This is a genomic window from Sphingopyxis sp., from assembly GCF_035250425.1.
Lineage (GTDB): Bacteria > Pseudomonadota > Alphaproteobacteria > Sphingomonadales > Sphingomonadaceae > Sphingopyxis.
The window spans coordinates 1-4,734 of record NZ_DATFFD010000109.1 but is presented as its reverse complement, the minus strand read 5'-3'; the positions used below and the strand labels follow the sequence as shown (position 1 = coordinate 4,734).

The following is a 4,734-nucleotide window of genomic DNA, read 5'->3' as shown; positions in this document are numbered from 1 at the left end:
CCATGACATCGCCTACGATCGCGAGCTGCTCGGGCGGAATATAGCGATTAAGCCAGCCCTTGCGCAGCATCACGCTGCCGACGATCAGATAGACGATCGTCGGCTTCGCCATCACGAAACGCGGGTCGCCGGTAAAGAGCGTCGCCGCCGCTGTGAAAAGCACCGACGCCAGGCTGATCCATTGCAGCGCCGCGACCTTCTTGCCGCGCACCAATTCATAACCGACGACGCCGAGCGCGACGGCGGTGCCCGCGATCGTCGCGGGCACGATCCCCGCGCCGGTCACCAGCAGCACCGCAAAAACGAGCACGCCGAGCGAGTCGAACAGCATCGGCCCAAGAGCGTAGAGCAAGGTTTTCATCCGCCTGTCCTTTCAGACTCAATGTTATCGACGTAAACATTGTCCGCGGATCGCGTCGGCGTCAAGGATAAATTGACATTGTTAACATTGCTTGCGGTGAAACGCCGCGTTGCGTCGGTCAGCTGCGGAGCCGCACCCTCACCTAAAAAAGAAAGACCCGCCCCCGGGCCCATGTCCCCGGGGGCGGGCCGCGACCCGTCGTCTGTTCGACGGTGGCCGATCAGGCGAGGTCGAACCGGTCGGCGTCCATCACCTTGGTCCAGGCCTTGACGAAATCCTTGACGAATTTTTCGCCGCTGTCGGACTGCGCATAGGCCTCGGCGACCGCGCGCAGCTCCGAGTTGGAGCCGAAGATCAGGTCGGCGCGGGTGGCGCGCCACGTCTCGCCGCCGCCCTTGCGGTCGGTGGCGACATATTCCTGGTCATCCGTGCCGTCGACGACCTTCCACACATTGGTCATGTCGAGCAGGTTGACGAAGAAGTCGTTCGTCAGCTGTCCCGACCGCTTGGTGAAATGGCCGTGTCCGCGCTCGCCGTGATTGGCGCCGAGCACGCGCAGTCCGCCTATCAATACGGTCATTTCGGGGACCGAAAGACCCAGCAGCGATGCCCGGTCGAGCATCATCTCCTCGGTCTTTACCGCCAGCTTCTTCTTGCCGAGATAGTTGCGGAAGGCATCGGCCTCGGGCTCCATCACCGCGAAGCTGTCGGCGTCGGTCTGTTCCGCGGTCGCGTCGCCGCGGCCGCCGGTGAAGGGCACAGGCACGTTGAAGCCCGCATCCCTGATCGCCTTTTCCAGGCCGACCACGCCGCCGAGCACGATGACATCGGCCATCGACAGATTACCGCGCAGACCGTCGAGCGTATCGAGCACCTTCGCCAGCATCGCGGGCTCGTTGACATCCCAGTCCTTTTGCGGCGCCAGGCGGACGCGCGCGCCATTGGCGCCGCCGCGATAGTCGGACTTGCGATAGGTGCTCGCCGACGCCCAGGCGGTCTTGATCAGCTGACTGACCGTCAGGCCGCTGGCGGCGATCTTGTCCTTCACCGCCTTGACATCGGCGTCCGACGGCTTGGTGCCGGCGGGGACCGGATCCTGCCAGATCAGGTCTTCGGCGGGGACTTCAGGCCCGAGGTAGCGGACCTTCGGCCCCATGTCGCGGTGGGTCAGCTTGAACCAGGCGCGCGCGAAGGCATCCTTGAACGCTTCATGATCGCTGCGGAATTTCTCGCTGATCTTTCGGAGTTCCGGATCGACCTTCAGCGCCATGTCGGCAGTGGTCATCATCGTCGGCACCTTCTTCGAAGGGTCATGCGCCGCCGGGGCCATATCCTCTTCCCGCTGGTTCACCGGCTGCCATTGCTGTGCGCCCGCTGGCGACTTCACCAGCTCATATTCATAGTCGAGCAGCAGGCGGAAATAATTCTCGCTCCACTGCGTCGGCGTGTTGACCCACGCGCCTTCCAGCCCGCTGGTCACGGCGTGCTCGCCGACCCCGCTCTCGTTGCTGCTCACCCAGCCGAAGCCCTGCGCGACAAGGTCGCCGCCCGCGGGCGCGGCGCCGAGCTTCGACGGATCGCCATTGCCATGCGCCTTGCCGAAGGTGTGGCCGCCGGCGGTCAACGCGACGGTCTCTTCATGGTCCATCGCCATGCGCTCGAACGTCGCCTTGATGTCGCGTGCCGACTGGAGCGGGTCGGGATTGCCGCCCGGTCCTTCGGGATTGACGTAGATCAGCCCCATCTGGATCGCGGCGAGCGGGCCTTCGAGTTCGTGCATGCCATGTTCGGGAGCGATGCGGGTCTGGACCCCTTCGTTCACCCATTTGTCTTCGCTGCCCCAATAAATGTCGCGTTCGGGTTCGAAGACGTCGGCGCGGCCGCCGCCGAAGCCGAAGATGGGGCCGCCCATGCTTTCGATAGCGACATTGCCGGCGAGGATGAACAGGTCGGCCCAGCTGATCTTGTTGCCGTATTTCTGCTTGATCGGCCACAACAGGCGGCGCGCCTTGTCGAGATTGCCGTTGTCGGGCCAGCTGTCGAGCGGCGCGAAACGCTGCTGCCCGCTGTTGGCGCCGCCGCGGCCGTCGGCGGTGCGATAGGTGCCCGCGGCGTGCCATGCCATGCGGATGAAAAAGGGGCCATAATGGCCGTAGTCGGCGGGCCACCACGGCTGGCTGTCGGTCATCAGCGCGGTCAGGTCATTTTTCAGTGCCTGATAATCGAGCGACTTGAACGCCGCGGCATAATCGAAATCGTCGCCGAGCGGGTTCGAGGTGCCATTGGGGCCCAGGATCTCGGTCGCCAGCATCTCGGGCCACCAGTCCTTGTTGGTGCGGCCGAGCAACGCGCGCGCGCCGCCGGGCTGGTGGACCGGGCAGCCGCCTGCGGGATCGATGGGGGTCGGGTCGTTCATGCGGTCTCTCCTTTTATGGTTTGAGAACAGTGGCGTGGCCGGATGACCGGCGCATGACGAGCGAGCGGCAAGCAGGTCGCCCGCGGGGCGTCGGCGCTGGCAAGGGTCGAGTCGATGCCGTCATCCTTTCGCTCTGACCGGGCAAGGATAGGGCGAGCCCTTCCATCGACCTAACCGAATATGCTGAATTCAGTGATTGAGTGGTCCGATCAAAGCGGGCTCGTCCTGAAACCGGCACGACCCGGCCGTCCCACGCAACATCCTATTCTGTCAGGAGTTACCAAAACTGATCGCGGCATAATGGCATGGCGCGACAGCAGGAGAAGGAAAATGCCCAACAAACAGCAGAACCAGCAAGGTGGCCGTCAACAGGGCGGCAATCGCCAGCAAGAACAGCAGGGCGGCCAGAACCGTCAGCAGGGTGGTCAGCGCTCCGACCAGGACCGCGACAATAATGACAAAGGCCGCCAGCAGCGCTGATCCAGCCTGCATGAGAAAGGGGCCGCCCGCGGGTGGCCCCTTTTCTTTTGGCCGCCTGACAAAATCAGAAGCTGGCCTTGATCGTCCCGCCCCATGTCCGCGGATCGCCCGGCAAGCCGACGATCAAACCGGTGTTGCCCGGCCCGACGCTTAGCTGTTCAAGATATTTCTTGTCGAACGCGTTGCGGACCCAGCCAAAGATGTCGATGCCATTCTCCGTGCGGAAACCGGCGCGGAAGTTCGACAACGAATAGCCCTCGATCCAGGTGTAGGCCGACGGCGACGGGTTCGACGAGAAGCGCGACCGGTAGCTGCCGTCATATCCCAGATAAAATTGGCCATCCTGCCCGAACAGCTTGGATTCGGCGTTCGCCTCCGCCCCGAAAGAAAAGGCCCATTTCGACACGCCCGGCAAGCGCTGACCCGAAATGTCGCAGTTCGCGGGGCTGAGACCCGGCACGCCAGGCGCACCCGGCGTCTGCCCCGCGCCGGCGGTGGTGCCGCCCGAAAGTTCGGGCGGGCACGGCGCATCGACGAAACGCTCATATTTGGCGTCGGTGTAGGCGCCGTTGACATAAGAGCGGAACCGTTCGCTCGGCCGCGCCGAAAAGTCGAATTCGACGCCTTGGGTACGGACTTTGCCCGCATTGGCGAGATAGCCGCGCAGCACGCCAAACTGGCCGTTGTTCACATTGGCCTGATAATTTTTGATGTCGGTGCGGAATGCCGTGAGATTCAGCGTCACCTCGCGATCGAGGAATTCGGCCTTCACGCCCGCTTCATAATGATTGACCGATTCGGGCTTCACCGTCGCCGCGTCGAGGATCGGATTGTTCGCGGCATCGCTCGGAACCCCGTTCTGGTTGATGCCGCCCGATTTGAACGTCTTGGCATAGGTTGCGTAAAAGAGCAGATCCTGCGTCGCCTTGTACGTCGCGGTCAGGTCGTAACTGAAGTTCCAGTCGCTGAACGACGGCGAGATTTCCTGCGGCGCGAACACGCCGAGCCGCGCGACAGTAATCGCGTCGGTCGGGCCGAACAGCACCGGCGTGCCGTCACCGGCAAAAACGCGGCGCTGATAGAATCCGTCCTTCTTGTCATAGTTCAGGCGCACGCCCGGCTGGACCGTGAACTGGTCGGTGATTTTCCAGCTGACCTGACCGAACAGCGCCGCACTGGTGTTCTTCAGATATTGGGTGTTGATCGCGGTCAGCCCGTTCAGCACGGCCGGATTGCTGGCGAGCGCACTGGTCGGGTTGAGCGTCCAGCGGCTCGACGCCGGGCCGTGCGCTTCGGTGCCCTGCGTGTCGATGCGCTGGTAATAATAGAAGCCGCCGATCACGAAATCGAAGCGGTCGCCGGTGTAATTATAGCGCAGTTCCTGCGTATACTGGTCCTGCTGCGACGGGTTCTGCGACTTGGTGACGATCGGCAGGCCGGTGAAATCGCGGTCGTTTTCGGGCTGCCAGTCCCAATA

At 63.2% G+C, this 4,734-nt stretch carries 4 protein-coding genes; all 4 read right to left on the bottom strand.

Annotated elements, in window-relative coordinates; all coding sequences use genetic code 11:
* Window positions 1-361, bottom strand: a 361-nt coding sequence (locus VJ811_RS06240; protein ID WP_324071400.1) for a septation protein IspZ, incomplete at its 3' end; no start/stop codon positions are given.
* A gap of 220 nt (window positions 362-581) precedes the next feature.
* The gene (katG, locus tag VJ811_RS06235; protein WP_324071399.1) at window positions 582-2,777 is read right to left on the bottom strand and encodes a catalase/peroxidase HPI; all 2,196 of its coding nucleotides are present in this window, start codon (window positions 2,775-2,777) and stop codon (window positions 582-584) included.
* Between the two features lie 270 nt (window positions 2,778-3,047).
* Window positions 3,048-3,269, bottom strand: a complete 222-nt coding sequence (locus VJ811_RS06230) for a hypothetical protein (RefSeq protein ID WP_324071398.1) — start codon at window positions 3,267-3,269, stop codon at window positions 3,048-3,050.
* Window positions 3,270-3,321: 52 nt separating this feature from the next.
* Window positions 3,322-4,734: TonB-dependent receptor (locus VJ811_RS06225; RefSeq protein WP_324071397.1), on the bottom strand; the 1,413-nt coding region annotated here is incomplete at its 5' end.